The following is an 18,599-nucleotide window of genomic DNA, read 5'->3' as shown; positions in this document are numbered from 1 at the left end:
CTCGGCAGCCGGGACAGGAGGAGACTATGAGACGGGTTGTGGTAACTGGCATGGGCATCGTATCGTGCCTGGGCAACTCAGTTGAGGACGTGCTGAGCAGCCTGAAAACCGGCCAATCCGGTATTCGCTTCAACGAGACCTACCGGGACCAGGGCTTCCGCAGCCAGGTGTCAGGATCGGTGGATGTGGACACCTCGGTGATCGACCGCAAGCTGCGCCGCTTCATGGGCCAGTCGGCGATGTACAGCTTCCTCGCGATGGAACAGGCCATTGCAGCCGCGCAACTGCCTGCGGAACTGGTTTCCAGCGACCGCACCGGACTGATCGCCGGCTCGGGCGGCGCCTCCTGCTCCAGCCAGGTGGAAGCCATCGACCTGATGCGGGAGCGCGGCGTCAAACGGATTGGGCCTTACATGGTGCCACGCATCATGACCAGCACGGTGTCCGCTTGCCTGGCAACCGCCTTCAAGATTCGCGGGGTCAACTACTCCATGTCTTCGGCCTGCGCCACCAGCGCCCACTGCATCGGCCACGCCATGGAACAGATCCAGGCGGGCAAACAGGACATCGTCTTTGCCGGCGGCGGCGAGGAAGAGGACTGGAGCCTGACCATGCTGTTCGACGCCATGGGCGCGCTGTCCACCAAGTACAATGACGCGCCCCATAGCGCTTCGCGGCCGTTCGACAACGGTCGTGACGGCTTCGTCATCGCCGGCGGCGGCGGCATGCTGGTACTGGAGGAGCTGGAACATGCGCGGAAGCGGGGTGCCCCGATCATCGCCGAGCTGACCGGCTACGGCGCCACGTCGGACGGCTACGACATGGTCGCCCCCTCTGGCGAAGGCGCCCAGCGCTGCATGAAACAAGCCATGGCCACCGTCAACCGTCCCATCGACTACATCAACGCACACGGCACCAGCACACCGGTGGGGGATGTCGCCGAGATGAAAGCGGTGCGGGCCACCTTCGGTGACGAGATTCCGGCCATCTCCTCCACCAAATCACTGTCCGGACACTCGTTGGGCGCAGCCGGCGTGCACGAAGCGATCTATTCTCTGCTGATGTTGCAGCATGGATTCATCGCCGGCACCGCCAACCTGAGCGAGATCGATCCTGAGATTCAGGAGCTGCCGATTGTTGGCCCGAACGCCCGCGAGGCCAACCTGGCCACCGTGATGTCTAACAGCTTCGGCTTTGGCGGCACCAATGCGTCGCTGATTTTCCAGGCTCTGGACTGACCGGTTAAGCGTGCGCCACTCTGCCGCCCAAGCCTGGACGGGCGGCGGAGTGCGGGGAGAGCACCGGGCGCGCGCAGCAGGGGTAGAGCAACCGCCTCAGCCGGCGTTCTCACCCTCCAGTTTCGCCTCACCGAGACTGCTGACCAGCTCCAGCTCGTCGTCCAGCTGGGTGCGCCAGGGCAGCTGCTTGATACCGAAGGCGTTGCGAATCTTGGTGCAGCCGAGGGTTGCGTTCACCGGTTCCAGCGCGGTCCAGTCGGCGTTCTCATCCACCACCCGTGCGCCCTCGGGCAATTCGAGCGTTTCTGCAATGGCCAGCCCTAGTTCGTACAGGGAGATCTCCTCCGCGCCGGTGTACTGATAGGTACCCCACACTTCCGCGCCACACTCCACCTGCTGCAACACCGCCACCATCACCCGGGCCAAGTCATGGAAGGACACCGGCTGACCGACAAAGCGACTGGACAGCGCTACCGTTTGTTGGCTATCGACGCAGGCGCGCACCTTGCTGATGAAGCGCCCCAGGTTCCAGCCGGTCCGCAGGATCAGGTGTCGCGGCAGCAGCGTCCGCAGGGCCTGCTCGCACTCCCACTGCCAATTGCCCAGCTGGCTGATTGGGTGCCCGGGATTGGACGCCAGGTAGGCACTCTGCTTGCGTCCATCGAAGACGTAACAGGACGAGAGCTGCAGCAGTGCCATACCGCTGGAACGGGCATGCTCGGCCAGGGCCATGGGCACCGAAAACGCCATCTGGCGTGCCGCCTCCGGGTCTTTCTCAGCCCTCTCCGGGTCGGTCAGCCACAGGGCGTTGACGATCAGATCGGTATCCTCGGGCACCCAGTCCGCCAGCGCGGCCAGATCGGCGTTATCGGGTTCGCTGATCAGCAGCGGGCTGATGTGCAGGGAGCTACGTTTCAGCTGCTCCAGCAGCACCCGACCAAGGGGGCCGTAGTCATGAACGACAAGTACATTCACAGGAAATGACAAACTCCGCAACGAGTGGAAATTCAGGGAAACCAAAGAGTCGCCAAACAGCGCCAGACTCACCGCCGGCGCTGTTCAGCTGCCCCCTAACTGTACTACCTCTTGAACCACCCCGTCACCGGTATCACAGATCTGACACCTCCGGTAACCCGTTCAAGCCAATGGCGCCAAACCCCAGCCCCCTAAAATACCGGCTATCTCATCCTACAAACCAGCCATACAACCACGACAACGGACCCCGTTATGCTGAAGAGTCAGAGTCATATTGTTGCCCCCATTTCCAACGAGCTGCGCACCAAGGCCGAAAACACCGTGACCGAGCTGCGCAGCCGTAGCAAGGCGGACAAAGAAGCGATTGAGCAATTGTACAACCTGATTGTGGAGTTGACCGAGAACGGCCTGGATTTTTTCTTCCTGGAACCCCTACGCCGCCTGCGGGCCGGCAGCATGATGATGGGCATGGCCAAGGTGGGCATCAGCAGCATGCTCAAGGGCAGCAAGATGGTCGTTCACAAGGTATTGAAGAAGCTCGACGACGAAAGCCTGGTGAGCATCCTCGATTTCATCGAGGAAATCATCCACGAGCCGGAAAGCGCCTAAGCGTTCCGGCCGGATTGGTGATACAGCCTGGGCACCCGGGCTGTGACCCCGGTCAGCAGTTCATAGCCAATGGTTCCCGCCCAGCGAGCAACCTCGTCAACGGGAATACGCTCGCCCCAGAGCTCCACCCGGTCGCCGGGACGGGCAGCCGGTGCGGCGGACAAATCCACCGCCAGCATATCCATCGACACCCGACCAATCAGTGACGCCCGCCGCCCCTTGACCCAGACCGGGGTGCCGGTGCCGGCGTGCCGCGGGTAACCGTCGCCGTAGCCGATGGCCACGATGCCCATGGGCGTAGGCCGCTCGGCTATCCAGGTTTGACCATAGCCCACGGCATCGCCAGGATTCAGCGTGCGTACCGCAATAAGCTCGGATTCCAGCGTCATCACCGGTTTCAGGCCAAGCTCGGTGCCCATCTGCTCCGGCAGGGGCGAGGCTCCGTACAACATGACCCCGGGGCGACTCCAGTCAAACAACGGTTGCCCCACACGAAAATGGGCCGCCGAATTACCAACACTCAGTTCGGCTTCCGGCCAGGGCGCCACCGCCTGCTGGAAACACCGGGTCTGTGCTTCCGTGGCCGGATTGTCGGCTTCATCCGCCGCGGCGAAGTGGGTCATGAACCCCCGCACCGGGCAATCGGCATCCGCCAACCGGGCCATCACCTCCGTTAACTCCGCCGGCGCAAAGCCTAGACGATTCATACCGCTGTTGACCTTAATCCAGCTGCGCGGCCGCGCTGACGCCTGGGTCAGCCACGCCGTCTGATGGTGGCTATGGAGCACCGGCTCCAGGCCAAGTCGCTGGCAGCTCGCCACATCCTCCGCAGCATGAACACCTTCCAGCAGAACCACGGTATGGGGTAGCCCCTCATCCCGTATGGCCAGCGCTTCTTCCAGGCAGGCCACCGCAAAACAGTCGGTCTCTGCGGCCAGCGCCCGGGCCACCGCACGAATACCATGACCATAACCATCGGCCTTGATGACCGCCATGGCGATGGCGTCACCGGCACGCTCTCGTGCCAGCCGGTAATTGTGTCTCAGGGCGTCCAGGTCAATCTTGGCAACGGTATGGCGAGGCATCAGTAATCGTCATCCCTCAGTAATCGTCACTATAATCGCCGTGGGCCAGGTCCTCGAATTTGGTGTACTTGCCCACGAAGGCCAGCCGCACCGTTCCGATTGGGCCGTTCCGCTGTTTACCGATGATGATCTCGGCCACCCCCTTGTCTGGAGTGTCCTCGTTGTAGACCTCATCACGGTAGACGAACATGATGACGTCGGCGTCCTGCTCGATCGCACCGGATTCCCGCAAATCCGAGTTTACCGGCCGTTTGTTCGGTCGCTGCTCGAGGGAACGGTTAAGCTGGGACAATGCCACCACCGGACAGTTCAGCTCCTTGGCGATTCCCTTCAGGGAGCGGGAGATCTCGGAGATCTCCGCGGTCCGGCCTTCGGTATTACCAGGCACCCGCATCAGCTGCAAATAATCCACCATGATCATGCCCAGCTTGCCACCATTCTCCCGCGCCACCCGCCGGGCCCTGGAGCGCAGTTCGGTGGGACTGAGGCCAGCGGTATCGTCGATGTAAAGGGGCTTGTCCTTGAGCAGGGACACCGCCGAGGTCAGCCTAGGCCAGTCGTCTTCCTCGAGCCGACCGCTCCGGACCTTGGTCTGGTCGATCCGGCCCAGTGACGACAGCATCCTCATCACGATGGAGTCTGACGGCATCTCCATACTGAACACCAGAATCGGCTCACCGGTCTTCAGCAAGGCGTTTTCCACCAGATTCATGGCGAAGGTGGTCTTACCCATCGAGGGTCGCCCCGCCACGATCACCAAGTCCGAAGGCTGCATCCCCGAAGTACGGTCATCCAGGTCCTGGAATCCAGTGGTCAGGCCGGTAATGGAGCCGTCGGACTCAAACAGTTCCTCAATACGCCCCAGCGCCTTGGTCAGAATCGGGTTGATGCTTTCCGGCCCGGAGCCTTCCTTGTTGCGCGACTCCGCAATCTGGAAGACCTTGCGTTCGGCCTGGTCCAACAACTCGTCGCTGGTCTGGCCCTGGGGATTGAAGGCGGAATCCACGATCTCCCCGGAGACTTCGATCAACTTGCGCAATACCGCCCGCTCGCGGACGATACTGGCATAGGCCTTGATGTTGGCCGCGCCGGGGGTTTTCTCAGCAAGCTCCGCCAGATAGCCCAGGCCGCCGGCGTCTTCAATATCGCCAGCGCGCTCCAAAAACTCCGCCAGGGTCACCACGTCGAGCGGTTCGCTCTCGCTGGCCAGGCGCTCGGCGGCGGCGAAGATCAAGCGGTGATCCTGGCGATAAAAATCGTCTGACGAAATGACTTCGGAGACTTCGTCAAAACGGCGATTGTCCAGCATCAAGCCGCCCAGCACCGCCTGTTCGGCCTCCAGGGAATGGGGCGGAACCTTGACGCGGGAGGTTTCCAGGTCGGAAGACGCCGGTTTCAGATTGGGATTGGCCATGAACAAGGTCTTCGGTTGGATCGGAACAAAATGCTAATTGGCCCCAGCTGTGGGGACCGTATCGGACGTACAAGCATACCAGAAAGCAACAGGCCCGGAAGCCGCTTTCGCGGTCCGGGCCTGTTGTGGATATCACTGACCCAGAGGGGTCAGATCACCGCTCCGGCGGGGGGCTTACTCAGCCACGACCGCCAGCTTGACCGCCACAGTGACGTCACTGTGCAGTTGCAGCTCGATATCATACTCACCCACCACGCGGATGGGGCCTTCCGGCAGACGCACTTCGCTCTTCTCAACGTCGGTACCGCCAGCAGTGACTGCATCGGCGATGTCACGGACACCGATAGAACCGAACAGCTTGCCTTCGTCACCAGCCTTGGAAGTGATGGTGAAAGAAGCGCCTTCCAGAGTTTCGGCACGAGACTGGGCAGTGGCCAGCTTGTCAGCAGCCGCCTTTTCCAGCTCAGCGCGACGCTCTTCGAACGCCTTCAGGTTGACTTCCGTGGCAGCAACAGCCTTGCCATAAGGAAGCAGGAAATTACGACCGTAACCGGCCTTTACCTTAACCTTGTCACCCAGTGAACCAAGGTTTGCAACTTTCTCGAGCAGAATAACTTCCATCTCGTTAACCTCTTCGTGCTTTATTCAGCCGACCCAGAGGGCTTGATTCGCCCCCGGATATCCAGCCAGCTATCCACAAACGCCAAAACCAACAACAGAAACATCAGACTGGGACCCAGCAGGACCAATGCAACGTAAAACATCACCAGCCAGTGAGAGCCCATGTGTCGCAGGCCCACCACGCCATGAACCAGGGCCACCGCAGCCAGGAACAACGGCAGTCCCGCAGCCCATGCCAGCAACAGGGGATTAAACCCCAGTGTCGGCCCTGCCACCATCACCACCACGCAACCGATAGCGGTGGGCGCCGACAGTCGAAAGGCGTGAAACTCCTTCCGGAAGCCGCCCGGATTATACAATCCGGCTTGCCAGGACCTGGCCAGCATGGTCATGAAGACCCCGGTGGCCAGGAACATGCCAGCCATGCTGGCAATCATGGTTTGCCGGATAGCCGGCTCCAGTTGCGCCGTCACTTCCGCGGTGGCGTTCACATCGTACTGGTCATACAATTGCACCCCGGCGCGGACCAGCTGATCCAGCAACTCCGGGTACAGGACAGGCAGTAACAGCCCGCTCGCTATGGCCAGCAGGCCGCCGCTCAGCAGCGCCCGCTCCCAGGACAGCGTGGCCCGCAGTACCACGGCAATCAGCATGGTGTGAACCAACACCGCCAACGCCGTGGGGTCCTGCCCCACCCAGCCCCAGCCAATGGCCGGAAGCAACGCCCAGAGGCCAATGTTCAGTCCCTGGGCAATGCCGAGTCTGAGAATCACCAGACCGACAACTGCCGCACCTACCCAAAACAGCAGGGGTACCGCCGTCGCGGCGGCCGCAACCAATCCTGCCTGCAGGGGACCTCGCATTACGAACTGTGCCAATGCACGCATGGTCCCGAGTCCTGTCGATTATTCCTGAAACTTAGTTATCGTGGCTGTCGGAATACGGCAGCAGAGCCAGGTAGCGTGCACGCTTGATAGCGGTGGCCAGCTGACGCTGATAACGTGCTTTGGTGCCAGTGATGCGGCTGGGCACGATCTTGCCGGTTTCAGTGATATACCCTTTCAGGGTGTCCAGATCTTTGTAATCGATCTCCCGGACACCTTCCGCCGTGAAACGGCAGAACTTACGACGCCTGAAAAAACGAGCCATAAATTACTCCTCAACTCCGCAGGTGGTTTTACTCTTCTTCGCTATTGGCTTCAGCCTGACGACGCTCGCCAGATTCTGCTGAACGACGCGGGCGGTCGTCTCCGCTGGGACGACGGTCCTCACGGGACTCGGCGGCTTTCATCGGAGACAGCTCGGTAACGGCCTCATCGCGACGAACAATCAGGTCGCGGATGATGGCGTCGTTGAAGCGGAAGTTGTGAGTCAGCTCGTCCATGGCGTTCTGTGAACATTCAACGTTCATCAGCACGTAGTGAGCCTTGTGGATCTTGTTGATCGGGTACGCCAGGTGACGACGACCCCAATCTTCCAGGCGATGTACCTGGCCGCCATCTTCAGTGATGACACCGGTATAACGCTCGATCATCGCGGGCACCTGCTCGCTCTGATCCGGATGTACCATGAATACGATTTCGTAGTGACGCATGAGTTCTCCCTACGGTTTCAACAGCTTCCGACAAGATGAGCCCGAATTGCGGACCCACCCGACCAGAAGCAAGGAGGTGGCAGCCAAGCCGCCGGTTTCATTTGCTTTTCTCAAAGCCGTGGCGCTCAGGCCGGAGAAATTTTCCAGACAATAAGACGCCACCCCTAAAAAAAGGGGTGACGCATTTTAGGCGTGTGGGAACCGCTATGCAAGTCTTTGTCGAAGCGCCTCGTAGAGGCAAACCCCGGTTGCGACGGAGACGTTCAGACTGTCGACGTGGCCCAGCATCGGAATGTTGATCAGCAAGTCGCAGTGATCCCGGGTAAGTCGGCGCATCCCCTTGCCCTCCGCGCCCATCACCAAGGCCACCGGGCCTTTGAAATCGGCCTGATAGAGGGTGCTGGTGGCTTCGCCAGCGGTGCCGATCAGCCACACCCCTTCTTCCTGCAGCGTCCGCAAGGTCCGCGCCAGATTGGTCACCCGCACCAGCGGCACCGTCTCCGCAGCGCCACAGGCCACCTTGCGGGCGGTCGGAGTCAGCGACGCGGACTTGTCTTTGGGCACAATCACCGCCTGCACCCCGGTGGCATCCGCGGTACGCAGGCATGCTCCCAGGTTGTGGGGATCCGTCACGCCATCCAGTACCAGCAGGAACGGCGACTGTTCGGACCGGGAAAGCAACGCGAGCAGGTCGGACTCGCTCCATTCCCGGCTCTTGCCGACCTGAGCCACCACACCCTGGTGCACCCCGCCAACCCGTTCGTCCAGCTCGCGGCGATGCACCTCCTGCCAACGCACGCCAAGCTCATCAAGGGCCCGGCTAACGCTCTTGACCCGGCGATCCTGGCGCCCGGTCTGGATCCAGACCTGCTGCAACCGCTCCGGCTCGCGCTTGAGGACCGCCTCAACCGCATGCCAACCAAATATGTACTCGTCAGACACTGGTGACCTTCCCGATACCGCTTATTTTTTCGATTTCCGCTTCTTTGGCGCCGCATTGGCACCGCCGGCCTTCTTGCCGGCCGATTTCCTGGCCGCCTCGCGGGCCGCCTCGGCAACCAGCTTTTCCTTGGCGCTGCGCGGCTTGGCCGCAGCCGGCTTCTCGTCCGAACGCGCGGTTTTTTTGGCACCGCGGGTCTTGCCCTTGCCATCGCGACGCCCTTTGTCGCCGCGGCGTTCCTTCACATCCAGAGCATCGCGGTCGGCACGGCGGCGACGTGGCTTGCTGAGCAATTCCAGATCAATCTTGCGCTCATCCAGATCGACCCGCGCCACCTGCACCCGAACCTCGTCTCCGAGCCGGAAGCTGACGGCGGTCCGCTCTCCCACCAAGCGGTGCTTGGCCGCATCGTGATGGTAGTAATCCCCGCTGAGGGCAGAAATGTGCACCAAGCCTTCTATGTAGATGTCATTCAGCTCCACAAAGAAGCCAAACGGCACCACCGCCGCAATCACGCCATCGTACTCTTCGCCCACCCGGTCACTGAGGTATTCGCACTTGAGCCAGGACATGACGTCACGAGTGGCATCATCGGCGCGCCGCTCGGTCATCGAGGTCAGCTCACCCAGCTGGGTCATCCGCTCGCGGTCATAGGGGTAGCTGGCCAGCGCCGAATCCCGTTGCTCGGGCTGCACCACCATCTTGCGGGCGTCGGCGCTGTGTATCACCGACTTGATCGCACGGTGCACGATCAGGTCCGGGTAGCGACGAATGGGCGAGGTAAAGTGAGCGTAACTGGCGAAGCCGAGCCCGAAATGACCCGACTCCTCCGGGCTGTAGACCGCCTGACTGAGCGAGCGGAGCATCACAGTCTGGATCACCTGGGCATCGGGGCGATCCACAATGGTGGCCAACAACGCCTGGTAATCGGCCGAAGTTGGCTGATCGCCACCGCCCAGCTGCAGCCCAAGCTCACCGAGAAACAACCGCAGCCCGCTCAACCGCTCCTCGGAGGGGCCGTCGTGCACCCGGTACAGGGCCGGAAGCTTATGGTATTTGAGGAAGCGGGCAGCGGCCACGTTGGCGCACAGCATGCTTTCTTCGACAATCTTGTGGGCGTCGTTGCGATGCACCGGGACGATCTCCTCGATCTTGCGGGAGGGATCGAAAATGACCCGGGTCTCGGTGGTTTCAAAATCGATCGCACCACGCTCGGAGCGCGCCTTCCGCAACAGCTTGTACAGATCGTACAGGTCATGCAGGTGCGGCAGCAGCTCGGCATACTGTGCGCACAGGCGATAGCCGGGCTCGGAGTCCGGCCGCTCCAGCATGTCGCTGACCTTGGTGTAGGTGAGCCGAGCATGGCTGTGCATCACCGCCTGATAAAAGCTATAGCTGCTGATGTTGCCCGCCGCACTGATGTTCATGTCGGCCACCATGCACAGACGGTCAACCTGGGGATTCAGCGAGCACAGGCCATTGGACAGCTTTTCCGGCAGCATGGGCACCACATGATCGGGGAAGTACACCGAATTACCCCGGTTTTGCGCCTCGTCATCCAACGGACTGCCTGGCCGGACGTAATGGGACACGTCGGCTATGGCCACCACCAGGCGGAAACCGCCACGGGAGCGCCGCTCACAATAGATGGCGTCGTCGAAATCGCGGGCATCCTCACCGTCGATGGTCACCAGCGGCAACGGACGCAGATCTACACGATGGGATTTATCCTGTTCCGTCACCTGCTCGGGGATCGCCGCCGCCTGCTCGCCAACCGCCTGGGGCCAGCTGTGGGGAATATCGTAGGAACGAATGGCGACAGCAATCTCCATCCCTGGCGCCATGTGATCCCCCAGCACCTCGACAATACGGCCCGTGGGCTTGGTGCGAGGGGTGGGCTGCTTGAGAATGTCGACCACCACATACTGACCGTGGCGGGCGTCGCCGCAATGCTCGTCCGGTATCAGCACCTCGTGGCTGATACGGGCATTTTCCGGCACCACAAAAGCGACCCCGCTCTCCCGGAACAGACGGCCGACGACCTGACTGGTACGAGCCTCCAGCACCTCGACAATCACCCCTTCCCGACGGCCACGGTCGTCCACGCTGTCCACCCGCGCCGCGACCCGGTCGCCATGAAATACCTTGCGCATCTGGCGCGCGCTGAGAAACAGGTCGGAGCCGCCGTCTTCGGGCGACAGGAAGCCGAAACCGTCCCGATGACCAATGACCCGGCCACTGACCAAATCCGCCTCATCAATGGGCAGGTAGGCATCGCGGCGATTGCAGATCAGCTGACCATCCCGGCACATGGCAATCAGCCGGCGCCGCAGCGCTTCGATGCTGTCCGGATCGGTCAGTGTCAGTTCCTGACACAGGGTCTCGTGGGTGGCAGGAGCGCCTCGCCGGCGCAGGTGGTCGAGAATAAACTCTCGACTCTGGATGGGGTTGGAGTATTTTTCGGCCTCACGATTGGCATGAGGATCTTTGTCGGTCTTTTTTCTGGAAGCCATTAGGAACCTTGTTTGGGGGCCGCCCGAGGCATGCTAGCGCCAAAAAGTTGTGGAGCGGCCTGAATCTATGTGATTGGAGTATAACGCCCTCACTGCAGCCTGCCTAACGTGCCATCAAAGAAAATTGAAAAAAGTGTTTGACAGCCACAGAGCGAATGATTAAAGTACGCGCCATCGGTTGAGGAGACAAACCTCAACGACGGCAGAAACGCTTGATTTTCAACAGACTATCCGTAGAATGCGGGTAATCAGAAAGCAGGCAACCTTCTGCAAATCACCTGCCGAGGTGGTGAAATTGGTAGACACGCTAGCTTCAGGTGCTAGTGGGGGCAACCCCGTGGAGGTTCAAGTCCTCTCCTCGGCACCATTTCCTTCCCCAGGAAATGGCGAGAAACATTCCCGAGCATACATAGTTCACTAAAGACCACGCCTTATCCGACACCGCAAGGTTTTCGGGTGCAGTTGCGTTTCCGTTTACCATGCCTCGCAACCCTAACTCACGCTGCACCCAGAGGATGGCTACCGAACATCGCCGGCCAGCACCTCTGACAAACGCCCGTAGATACTCGACACCCGGGCAAACAGCGCATTGGCTGGCACATCATCCACCCCACTGCCACAGGCATGAGTGCCGGAGTACCGCTCCAAATAGGACTCCTCAATAAGGTTGGGCTGCAGGTCGGTGAGCCGAACGCCTTCCGACTGATAAAAGTACTGCCAACGATAGCCATAAGCAGCGTCCAGCCCAAGGAGCGCTGCAATGCCGGGGTCCAGGAAGCTGTGGCTGAGCAGACGATCGGTATTACCACGGTCATCAAACTGGAGCATAAGCCCGGAAAACGCCGCCGGCTGGGGGTCGTAGCCGGAGAAAATATAGGCCTGCTGGGCGGAGATCACCCGATCCAACGCCGCAATGTCGTCACCGATACCGCTCTCACAGGAGACCCGATCACCGGTCATCTGCACGGACACAGTGTCGCCAGCACCACCGCTCAGCACACCGCCCCAATAGGCCGAACTGGCCTGCTGGTAATCGGGTACCAGGGTCCGCTCACCGTCGGTGATCGAGTCAACCTTACCACCCGACACCGTCCACTGGAAGCGCAGGGCCGGCTCCCCGCCCAGCTGATCAGAGGCCACCAAACCCTCCTGACACGATGTGGTGGTTTCGAACAATGCCTCCCGATTGTCCCAGTCAAACAGCAAACGCTCGTCGTCGCCCGGGGCATCCAGGTAGGACTGACTGAGCTGGGACAGGGAGATGCCGGGCAGCCACTGAATGTCGGTATCGGCCATGTAGCCGTTGGCGTTGGCCAGCCGGGCGATCTCTTTCATCGACGGGGTCATGCAGCCCTCCGCGACCACCGCTTGCAGGCGGCCGTCGGCGGAGTACTCAAACCGCAGTTCCGCCGACCTCTCCAACTGGGCGCGCTGGCTGGGAAAGCTGCCATCGCTGTCATGGGCGTACACCACCTGCTTCGACAGCAGCACCGGATTGTTCAGATCGAGCGGCTCGTACGGCAATGCCAACGCCGAAATATCCACGTTTTCGTAATGACCGGCCGGTGCCGCCTCGTCCACCGTCGCCACGATAGCACCGGCATTGCGGGCGAAAGAGACTGCCATCAGCCGTACCGATTCGGCGGCCAACACCCGCTCGGTACCGTCACCGACCGCCAGCGCCGCACTGGCGTCATCGGGAAACTGCCGGGCCAGAAAGCGGGCAAACGCCTGGGCATAGGCATGCGCACGGGCATCCCCCGACCGGATGTAGTCGCTGCGTAGATTAATGTCCCGAAACAGGCCGGCCAGCGCCTCCGCGCCGGCCAGCGACTGGGTGACGCCGGACACATCCCGGAAATGCAACAACGTGGTTAGCGGAGTCACGGTACGGATACCAGGCATCGCCGTGAGCATGAAGGCCCGCTCCACCAGACGGCCACCGCCGTAGCTTTCATCCACGGTCTGGCCAGGCACCGCCAATGCGATCAACGGGTAATCCCGGGGGTCGAGATCGGGCGCCACCATCGGGTCCAGCATCAGCCCTGTGGTGTCCAGGGTAAAGTGCCCGCCGGCACCAGTCATGGTGGTCGGCTCGCCTTGCGCCAGGGTAACCTCGGCCCCGGAGGGCAACACCACGCTCACCGGGCCGGAGGTGTATTGCCAGTCGCCATCGAGGTCCAGCCAGACCCGGGCATTGCGCAGGTAGCCGTCAATGACCACGCCACTGTAGCTTCCCGGGGCAACATAGTCCTGAGCCGCAAAATCGCGACCATCCTGTGGGGAGCGCGAGGACTCCTCCCCGCAGCCGGTCAGGGCGAGGAAGGTCAAGGCCGGGAAGGTCAAAACCAGGAACGGGGCAAGCAGACGTGTCATGATGGCAACCGTTGTGTTGTTGTTGGTTGTCGTGACACTGTAGGGGAAGTTGCCAGCGGGAACCTTGATTGGCTTGGCAATTTGTAAAGAAAGGTAACCGGACCCATCGACCCGGTCCGGTTAGCCTTGATCTCAGCAGCTTCAGAAAGAGCGGGCCACGATCTCCTTCATGATTTCATTGGTACCCGCGTAGATTCGCTGCACCCGGGAATCGGCCCAGGCGCGGGCGATCGGGTATTCCCACATGTAACCGTAGCCACCGTGGAGCTGAACACACTCGTCCATCACCTTACACTGCAGGTCGGTGGTCCACTGCTTGAGCATGGCGGCAGTGGGAATATCGAGCTTCTTCTCCAGATGCAGCTCCAGGCAGCGGTCGACAAAGACTCGAGCGGCGGTAATCTCGGCTTTCATTTCCGCCATCTTGAAGCGGGTGTTCTGGAACGCGATCACCGGCTTGCTGAACGCCTTGCGCTCCTTGACGTAATCCAGGGTCCACTGCCAGGCCGCTTCGGCCGCCGCCACGGCGGCAATGGCCACTTGCAGCCGCTCCGCCGGCAATTCCTGCATCAACTGGAAGAAGCCCTGTCCCTCCATGGTGCCCAACAGATTGCCTTCCGGAATCTTGACGTCCTGGAAAAACAGCTCCGAGGTGTCCTGCGCCTTCATCCCCACCTTGTTCAGGTTCTGACCTTTCTGGAAACCTTCCCAGGCGGTCTCAACGATGAACAGGCTGGTGCCCTTGGCGCCCTCTTTCGGATCGGTCTTGGCCACCACAATCACCACGTCCGCCAGCTGACCGTTGGTGATGAAGGTTTTCGAGCCGTTCAACACGTAATGATCGCCGTTCTTGATCGCCGTGGTTTTGACGCCCTGAAGGTCGGAGCCGGCACCGGGTTCGGTCATGGCAATGGCACCAATCATTTCGCCACTGACCAGTTTGGGCAGGTAGTGCTGTCGCTGGGCGTCGGTACCGTGATGGAGGATGTAGGGCGCCACGATATCGGAATGCAGCCCCCAGCCGATGCCAGACAGACCGGCGCGGGATACTTCTTCCATCACCACCGCGCTGTAACGGAAATCCACCCCGACACCGCCATATTCCTCCGGCGTGGTCGGACACAGGAAGCCCAGCTCACCCGCCTTGGTCCAGAGTTCCCGGCTGACCTGACCGTCCTTTTCCCACTGCTCATGGTAGGGGATCGCCTCCTGTTCCAGGAACTTGCGAACGGAATCGCGGAAACCTTCCAGATCGGCGTCAAAGAGAGTGCGTGGAATCATGTTGAACCTCTGTGAATGTGGTCTTGTACGTTATTTCACAGAGTCTGTGGTGGCAGCGGAGTTTGCTCAATGGTGAAAAGCATCAATCCGGTTGACCAAATCCGCCGTCCGGGACTGTAACCCGCGCGCCCGGCACTTCGGCGTTACTCCGAATGCCCCAGTTTACGGGCAACCCGCTCGTTCCCCCAGCGGGGCATCAGCTCCTGACCGAGCCCCAAATGGTCGAGCAGACGGGCGACGATGAAATCGATGAGATCGGCGACCGTTTCGGGCTGGTGGTAAAATCCCGGACTGGCAGGCACGATCACCGCCCCCATCCGGGTGAGGCGCAGCATGTTGTCCAGGTGCAGTTCGGAATACGGGGCCTCCCGGGGCACCAGGATCAACGGCCTGCGCTCCTTCAAGGCGACATCCCCTGCCCGTTCGATCAGGTTGTTGCTGGCACCGGTTGCCAGCGCCGACAGCGTGCCGGTGCTGCAGGGGCAGATAACCAGAGGCGCCGGAGCGCCGGAGCCGGAGGCCGGGGGCGCAAACCAGTCCTCACGGCCGAACACCAGTAACTGGTCGGGCTCGGCCTGAAAATGGTGGCCCAGGTAGCTCTGCATGGCCTGGGGCGAGCCTGGCAAACTCAGATCGGTCTCCGTGGCAATCACCACCTGGGCGGCCCGACTCACCATCAGGTGGACCTGACAACCGGCCGCGAGCAGGCACTGCAGCAGTCGCAAGCCATACTGGGCCCCGGAGGCACCGGTAATGGCCAGATTGATTACCTTGCGGGAACTTTGAGTCATGGTTTCATCACAATGTCGACGCCTGTCACAGCCCGCTTTAAGCCTGTAGCTGGCGTTCAAGCGCCGTTACCAGCTGGCCGTGGATACCGCCAAAGCCACCGTTACTCATGATGACAATATGGCAGGGCTGGGTGAGCTCTTCCAGAGTGCGGGCAATGAGCGCCTCAACACTCGCCTCCACACGGTGACGGGGCGCTTCGCCTCCGCCCTCCTGGTCTTCCGCGACCAGTTGGTCCAGCCACTCCAGTTGATTGAGGTTGGCCCATAACACCTTGTCCGCCAACGCCGCGCTGGCCAGCAGACCGGCCCGATGAACGCCCTGCTGCATGGTGTTGGAGCGGGGTTCGATCAACGCCACAATGGTCTCGTCCCCAACCCGGTTGCGCAGTCCTTCCAGGGTTGTGGCAATGGCGGTGGGATGGTGGGCAAAGTCGTCGTACACCCGAACCCCCTCGATATCCGCCAGCAGCTCCATCCGCCGCTTGACACCGGAAAACCGGTTCAAGGCGGCAATGGCGTGGTCCGGGGTGACGCCAACGTGGCGAGCGGCAGCAATGGCCGCTAGGGCATTGCGAACATTGTGCTGACCGGTCATCGACCACCGCACGTTGGCGACGGGTTGTTCATGGTGAATCACCACGAACTCGCTGCCATCATCCACCAGCATTTCGGCCCGCCAATCCGTGGTTTGCGCCTCGCTGCCGATGGCGGTGGTTTGCACACCGCTCCAGCACCCCATCGCCAGAGTCTGATCCAGAGCCAGATCCTGCGACGGTCGCACCAGCAAGCCCTGGGACGGCACGGTACGGATCATATGGTGAAACTGGCGCTGGATGGCCTCGAGGTCGTCGAAGATATCGGCGTGATCAAACTCCAGGTTGTTGAGGATGACCGTACGCGGGCGGTAATGGACAAACTTGGAGCGCTTGTCGAAAAAGGCGCTGTCATACTCATCCGCCTCGATCACAAAGAAATCGCTCTTACCCAGGCGGGCAGACACCGGGAAATCCTTAGGCACGCCCCCCACAAGGTAGCCGGGCTCGAACCCGGCCTGCTCCAGTATCCACAACAGCATGGAGGTGGTGGTGGTCTTGCCGTGAGTACCCGCCACCGCCAGCACCCAGCGCGTGCGCAGCACCTCCCGCGCCAACCATTCCGGCCCCGACATATAGTCAAGGTTACGGTTGAGCACGGCCTCGACCTCGGGATTGCCACGGGACATGGCGTTGCCAATCAGCACCAGGTCGGGCGCCGGCTCCAGGTGGGCCGGATCATAGCCCGCCATTAACTCGATGCCCTGGGCTTCGAGCTGGGTACTCATCGGCGGGTAGACGCCCTGGTCGGACCCGGTCACCGTATGCCCCAGTTCCCGGGCGAGCACCGCCAGACTGCCCATAAACGTGCCACAAATGCCCAGGATGTGTATATGCATGACAATCTCAACCCAATGAATAATTGGTGCCAAGACTCCCGTATCGCTTGCACGGCGTCAAGGGCAATTTGATCGGGGATTTTCCATTGCCAGCCATGAAAAACACCCCCGATTGACGTATCATGCGCGGCAACCGTTTAACCAGCAGGAGGCGCCAGCCAACATGGCCATCAAGAATGCGTTTTATGCCCAATCCGGCGGGGTGACCGCTGTCATCAATGCCAGCGCCTGCGGGGTCATCCAGACCGCGCGGCAACACCCGGACAAGATCGGCAAAGTCTACGCCGGACGCAACGGAATCATCGGCGCCCTGCGCGAAGAGCTGATCGACACCAGCCTGGAGACCGACGACGCCATTCAGGCCCTGCTCCACACGCCAGGCGGCGCTTTTGGCTCCTGTCGCTACAAACTGAAGAACCTGACCGAAAATCGCCGCGAATACGAACGCCTGATCGAGGTGTTCCGCGCCCACGACATCGGCTACTTCTTCTACAACGGCGGCGGCGACTCCCAGGACACGGCATTCAAGGTGTCCCAACTGGGCGAAAAAATGGGCTATCCGATCACCTGCATCGGTGTTCCCAAGACCGTCGACAACGACTTGCCGTTCACCGACTGCTGCCCGGGTTTCGGCTCGGTGGCCAAGTACATCGCCACCTCCACCCTGGAGGCCAGCCTGGACATCCGCTCCATGAGCGAATCCTCCACCAAGGTGTTCATCCTAGAGGTGATGGGCCGTCACGCTGGCTGGATTGCCGCCTCCGGCGGCCTCGCCGGCAGTGGCGAGGGCGAACCGCCCCACATCATCCTGTTCCCGGAAGTACCATTTGACCGCGAGGCCTTCCTCAAGCGGGTGGAATTCTGCGTGGCGAATTACGGCTACTGCGTGGTTGTGGCCTCCGAGGGCGCCCAATACGAGGACGGCCGTTTCGTTGCCGAGGCCGGCTCCAAGGATGCGTTTGGCCACACCCAACTCGGCGGCGTGGCGCCGGCGCTGGCCAACATGGTGAAACAGGCCCTGGGTCACAAGTACCACTGGGCGGTGGCCGACTATCTGCAGCGGGCAGCCCGCCACATTGCCTCTGCCACTGATGTCGAACAAGCCTACACCGTCGGCAAGGCCGCGGTGGAAATGGCCCTGGCCGGCAAACAGGCGCTGATGCCCACCATCGTGCGGGAACAGTCTTCCCCCTATCGCTGGCACATCGGTGAATCACCGCTCAGCGAAGTGGCTAACCAGGAAAAGAAAATGCCGATTCACTACATCACCGATGACGGCTTCGGCATCACCCAGGACTGCCGCGAGTACCTGCAGCCGCTGATCGAGGGGGAAAGCTTTCCGCCATTCGAGAATGGCCTGCCGAAAGTGGCCAAGCTGCGTAACGAGCTGGTGGAGAAGAAGCTGAAGACCGAGTTCCAGATCTAGGCGACATGGCTCTCGCATTAAAAAGGCGCTCTTGATGAGGCTGTGTAAAAACGAGTTATACAGCCTTCAGGCGGCCAAGCAAAAATGCCCCGGACTCTCTCCGGGGCATTTTTCGTTCCAGGCGTCCGACCTGAATTGGCTCAGATCCGGCAAAAATCGCCGTCAGGCGAGCCTGGCCAGCATACCTTTCACACCCAGAATGTTGATCGCCCGCATCAGGTTGTAGCTGAGCACCGCAAGGCTGTACTCGCTACTGGCGGAGCTCAGTCCCCAGCAGGTAAATCGCCCCTTGTTCAGCAACCGC

16 protein-coding genes and 1 tRNA gene are annotated in these 18,599 nt (G+C 61.2%); 4 read left to right on the top strand and 13 right to left on the bottom strand.

Features of this window, described 5'->3' with window-relative positions; translation table 11 throughout:
• The first annotated feature begins 26 nt into the window (after nt 1-26).
• Entirely contained in the window at nt 27-1,238 is a 1,212-nt protein-coding gene (gene fabB / locus N6L25_RS08145) for a beta-ketoacyl-ACP synthase I (protein ID WP_271979325.1), read from the top strand.
• Between the two features lie 96 nt (nt 1,239-1,334).
• On the opposite strand, the gene N6L25_RS08140 is transcribed toward fabB, so the two are convergent.
• On the bottom strand, nt 1,335-2,213 hold the full coding sequence (locus tag N6L25_RS08140) for a sugar nucleotide-binding protein (protein WP_271979324.1): 879 nt from the start codon (nt 2,211-2,213) through the stop codon (nt 1,335-1,337).
• 252 nt (nt 2,214-2,465) lie between these two features.
• Between N6L25_RS08140 and N6L25_RS08135 the strand changes: the two genes are divergently transcribed.
• Nucleotides 2,466-2,822 (top strand): hypothetical protein, encoded by a 357-nt coding sequence (locus N6L25_RS08135; RefSeq protein ID WP_271979323.1) that lies wholly within the window; start codon nt 2,466-2,468, stop codon nt 2,820-2,822.
• Here N6L25_RS08135 and alr read toward each other — a convergent pair.
• The 8 genes from alr to rnr all read right to left on the bottom strand — a co-directional run bounded on the left by alr (nt 2,819) and on the right by rnr (nt 10,989).
• The gene (alr, locus tag N6L25_RS08130) at nt 2,819-3,907 is read right to left on the bottom strand and encodes an alanine racemase (RefSeq protein ID WP_271979322.1); all 1,089 of its coding nucleotides are present in this window, start codon (nt 3,905-3,907) and stop codon (nt 2,819-2,821) included. The genes N6L25_RS08135 and alr overlap by 4 nt on opposite strands.
• Before the next feature lie 16 nt (nt 3,908-3,923).
• Nucleotides 3,924-5,321: a replicative DNA helicase gene (gene dnaB, locus N6L25_RS08125; protein ID WP_271979320.1), complete on the bottom strand. Its 1,398-nt coding sequence runs from the start codon at nt 5,319-5,321 to the stop codon at nt 3,924-3,926.
• 174 nt (nt 5,322-5,495) lie between these two features.
• Nucleotides 5,496-5,942, bottom strand: coding sequence for a 50S ribosomal protein L9 (gene rplI / locus N6L25_RS08120; protein WP_271979319.1), 447 nt, complete (start codon nt 5,940-5,942; stop codon nt 5,496-5,498).
• A gap of 20 nt (nt 5,943-5,962) precedes the next feature.
• Nucleotides 5,963-6,829, bottom strand: a complete 867-nt coding sequence (locus N6L25_RS08115) for a hypothetical protein (protein WP_271979318.1) — start codon at nt 6,827-6,829, stop codon at nt 5,963-5,965.
• Between the two features lie 31 nt (nt 6,830-6,860).
• On the bottom strand, nt 6,861-7,091 hold the full coding sequence (rpsR, locus tag N6L25_RS08110) for a 30S ribosomal protein S18 (RefSeq protein ID WP_036131835.1): 231 nt from the start codon (nt 7,089-7,091) through the stop codon (nt 6,861-6,863).
• Nucleotides 7,092-7,119: 28 nt separating this feature from the next.
• Nucleotides 7,120-7,536 (bottom strand): 30S ribosomal protein S6, encoded by a 417-nt coding sequence (gene rpsF, locus N6L25_RS08105; RefSeq protein WP_271979317.1) that lies wholly within the window; start codon nt 7,534-7,536, stop codon nt 7,120-7,122.
• Nucleotides 7,537-7,740: 204 nt separating this feature from the next.
• Nucleotides 7,741-8,478: a 23S rRNA (guanosine(2251)-2'-O)-methyltransferase RlmB gene (rlmB, locus tag N6L25_RS08100; RefSeq protein WP_271979316.1), complete on the bottom strand. Its 738-nt coding sequence runs from the start codon at nt 8,476-8,478 to the stop codon at nt 7,741-7,743.
• 21 nt (nt 8,479-8,499) lie between these two features.
• Nucleotides 8,500-10,989 (bottom strand): ribonuclease R, encoded by a 2,490-nt coding sequence (gene rnr, locus N6L25_RS08095; protein ID WP_271979315.1) that lies wholly within the window; start codon nt 10,987-10,989, stop codon nt 8,500-8,502.
• A gap of 280 nt (nt 10,990-11,269) precedes the next feature.
• Here rnr and N6L25_RS08090 point away from each other — a divergent pair.
• Nucleotides 11,270-11,356: transfer RNA gene (locus N6L25_RS08090), tRNA-Leu, on the top strand.
• 152 nt (nt 11,357-11,508) lie between these two features.
• On the opposite strand, the gene N6L25_RS08085 is transcribed toward N6L25_RS08090, so the two are convergent.
• From N6L25_RS08085 to mpl, 4 genes are all read right to left on the bottom strand, one after another.
• Entirely contained in the window at nt 11,509-13,365 is a 1,857-nt protein-coding gene (locus N6L25_RS08085; protein WP_271979314.1) for a hypothetical protein, read from the bottom strand.
• Between the two features lie 141 nt (nt 13,366-13,506).
• Nucleotides 13,507-14,646 (bottom strand): acyl-CoA dehydrogenase family protein, encoded by a 1,140-nt coding sequence (locus N6L25_RS08080; protein ID WP_271979313.1) that lies wholly within the window; start codon nt 14,644-14,646, stop codon nt 13,507-13,509.
• Nucleotides 14,647-14,789: 143 nt separating this feature from the next.
• Complete coding sequence (locus N6L25_RS08075; protein ID WP_271979312.1) at nt 14,790-15,437, bottom strand: flavin prenyltransferase UbiX; 648 nt, start codon at nt 15,435-15,437, stop codon at nt 14,790-14,792.
• A 37-nt stretch (nt 15,438-15,474) separates the two neighbouring features.
• A complete protein-coding gene (mpl, locus tag N6L25_RS08070; RefSeq protein WP_271979311.1) occupies nt 15,475-16,869 on the bottom strand; it encodes a UDP-N-acetylmuramate:L-alanyl-gamma-D-glutamyl-meso-diaminopimelate ligase in 1,395 nt (464 codons plus the stop codon).
• A gap of 163 nt (nt 16,870-17,032) precedes the next feature.
• On the opposite strand from mpl, the gene N6L25_RS08065 reads away from it, so the two are divergent.
• On the top strand, nt 17,033-18,295 hold the full coding sequence (locus N6L25_RS08065) for a 6-phosphofructokinase (protein ID WP_271979310.1): 1,263 nt from the start codon (nt 17,033-17,035) through the stop codon (nt 18,293-18,295).
• Nucleotides 18,296-18,599: the final 304 nt, after the last annotated feature.

Origin of the sequence: Marinobacter sp. SS21 (assembly GCF_028369065.1) — a bacterium.
Classification (GTDB): Bacteria; Pseudomonadota; Gammaproteobacteria; order Pseudomonadales; family Oleiphilaceae; genus Marinobacter.
This window is presented reverse-complemented; position numbering and strand designations above follow the sequence as displayed.

What these genes read in the sequence shown, in the direction of transcription:
- fabB (WP_271979325.1), top strand. Translation starts at nt 27, where the DNA reads ATGAGACGGGTTGTGGTAACTGGCATGGGCATCGTATCGTGCCTGGGC.
- N6L25_RS08135 (WP_271979323.1), top strand. Translation starts at nt 2,466, where the DNA reads ATGCTGAAGAGTCAGAGTCATATTGTTGCCCCCATTTCCAACGAGCTG.
- alr (WP_271979322.1), bottom strand. Translation starts at nt 3,907, where the DNA reads ATGCCTCGCCATACCGTTGCCAAGATTGACCTGGACGCCCTGAGACAC.
- dnaB (WP_271979320.1), bottom strand. Translation starts at nt 5,321, where the DNA reads ATGGCCAATCCCAATCTGAAACCGGCGTCTTCCGACCTGGAAACCTCC.
- rplI (WP_271979319.1), bottom strand. Translation starts at nt 5,942, where the DNA reads ATGGAAGTTATTCTGCTCGAGAAAGTTGCAAACCTTGGTTCACTGGGT.
- N6L25_RS08115 (WP_271979318.1), bottom strand. Translation starts at nt 6,829, where the DNA reads ATGCGTGCATTGGCACAGTTCGTAATGCGAGGTCCCCTGCAGGCAGGA.
- rpsR (WP_036131835.1), bottom strand. Translation starts at nt 7,091, where the DNA reads ATGGCTCGTTTTTTCAGGCGTCGTAAGTTCTGCCGTTTCACGGCGGAA.
- rpsF (WP_271979317.1), bottom strand. Translation starts at nt 7,536, where the DNA reads ATGCGTCACTACGAAATCGTATTCATGGTACATCCGGATCAGAGCGAG.
- rnr (WP_271979315.1), bottom strand. Translation starts at nt 10,989, where the DNA reads ATGGCTTCCAGAAAAAAGACCGACAAAGATCCTCATGCCAATCGTGAG.
- N6L25_RS08085 (WP_271979314.1), bottom strand. Translation starts at nt 13,365, where the DNA reads ATGACACGTCTGCTTGCCCCGTTCCTGGTTTTGACCTTCCCGGCCTTG.
- N6L25_RS08080 (WP_271979313.1), bottom strand. Translation starts at nt 14,646, where the DNA reads ATGATTCCACGCACTCTCTTTGACGCCGATCTGGAAGGTTTCCGCGAT.
- N6L25_RS08075 (WP_271979312.1), bottom strand. Translation starts at nt 15,437, where the DNA reads ATGACTCAAAGTTCCCGCAAGGTAATCAATCTGGCCATTACCGGTGCC.
- mpl (WP_271979311.1), bottom strand. Translation starts at nt 16,869, where the DNA reads ATGCATATACACATCCTGGGCATTTGTGGCACGTTTATGGGCAGTCTG.
- N6L25_RS08065 (WP_271979310.1), top strand. Translation starts at nt 17,033, where the DNA reads ATGGCCATCAAGAATGCGTTTTATGCCCAATCCGGCGGGGTGACCGCT.